This window comes from Nocardioides cremeus (assembly GCF_030518195.1).
Classification (GTDB): domain Bacteria; phylum Actinomycetota; class Actinomycetes; order Propionibacteriales; family Nocardioidaceae; genus Nocardioides; species Nocardioides cremeus.
The window spans coordinates 1-1,264 of sequence record NZ_JAULSC010000061.1 but is presented as its reverse complement, the minus strand read 5'-3'; the positions used below and the strand labels follow the sequence as shown (position 1 = coordinate 1,264).

1 protein-coding gene is annotated in these 1,264 nt (G+C 66.9%); it reads left to right on the top strand.

What is annotated here, in order from left to right; all coding sequences use genetic code 11:
• Window positions 1–81 precede the first annotated feature (81 nt).
• Entirely contained in the window at window positions 82–1,254 is a 1,173-nt protein-coding gene (locus QWJ41_RS20725; RefSeq protein WP_439117351.1) for an IS30 family transposase, read from the top strand.
• The last annotated feature ends 10 nt before the right edge of the window (window positions 1,255–1,264 follow it).

The window sequence follows — 1,264 nt, the reverse complement described above, 5'->3', positions numbered from 1 at the left end:
GCACCATCGACCGGTCGGTGAGGTCAGAGGAATGTCGCAACACCCTCTGACCTGGGGGTACGACCCATGCCTACTCCACCGATGCCTGCTGAGCAGGTCGATCTGATCCACTGCCTGCTTCGCCGGGGCGTGCAGCGCGCAGAGATCGCTGCACGTGCCGGCGTGTCAACACGCACGGTGTACCGGATGCTGGTCAGGCTCGGCAGCGTGCCCAGACCTGCTGCTGCCGAGTACGACGCCCGCTACCTGAGCCAGGACGAGCGGTGCGAGATCGCGCGCATGCACGACTCGGGATGCTCGATGCGCGCCATCGCTCGCCAGCTCTCGCGCTCGCCCTCGACGATCAGCCGTGAGCTGGCCCGCAACCGCGATCCGCGTACCGGGCACTACCTGCCCCACCACGCCCACACCATCGCCTGGCACAACCAGCGGCGTCCCAAGCCCTCGAAGATCGCCTCGAACCCGCGGCTGCGGGCCTGGGTGCGGTACATGCTGAAGAAGCGACTCTCGCCCGACCAGATCGCTGGACGCCTGCGGGTGCGCTTCCCTGACGATGAGTCCATGCGCATCAGCCACGAGACGATCTACCAGAGCCTCTACGTCTATCCCCGCGGCGAGCTGACCCGCGAGCTCAAGGCCCACCTGCGCAGCAAGCGCACCCAACGCAAACCCCGAGGTCAGCGCACCAACAAGCATGACCGGATCAAGAACATGGTCTCGATCCACGACCGCCCCGAAGAGGTCGAGGGCCGCCTGGTGCCCGGCCACCACGAGGGCGACCTGATCAAGGGCTCGTTGGCCTCGAACTCAGCGGTGGCCACCGTGGTCGAGCGGCACTCCGGGTTCGTGACCCTGGCCCACCTACCCGAAGGCCACGGCGCTCACGCCGTCGCCACCGCGCTGAGCCAGCAGATGAGCCAGCTGCCCACCTGGTTCGCCAAGACCCTGACCTGGGACCGCGGCACCGAGATGGCCCGCCACGCCGACTTCACCGCCGCTACCGGCATCGACGTCTACTTCGCCGACCCCTACAGCCCCCAACAGCGACCCAGCAACGAGAACACCAACGGACTGCTGCGCGAGTACATGCCTAAGGGCACCGACCTGTCCCAGCACACCCACGACGACCTCACCGCCATCGCCGAAGAACTCAACAACCGCCCCCGCAAACGACTCGCCTACCTCACCCCCGCCGAGGTCTTCGCTAAGTTGCTCGAAGAAGACCACACCAACGGTGTTGCGTCCGCCCCCTGATTCCGCCGTC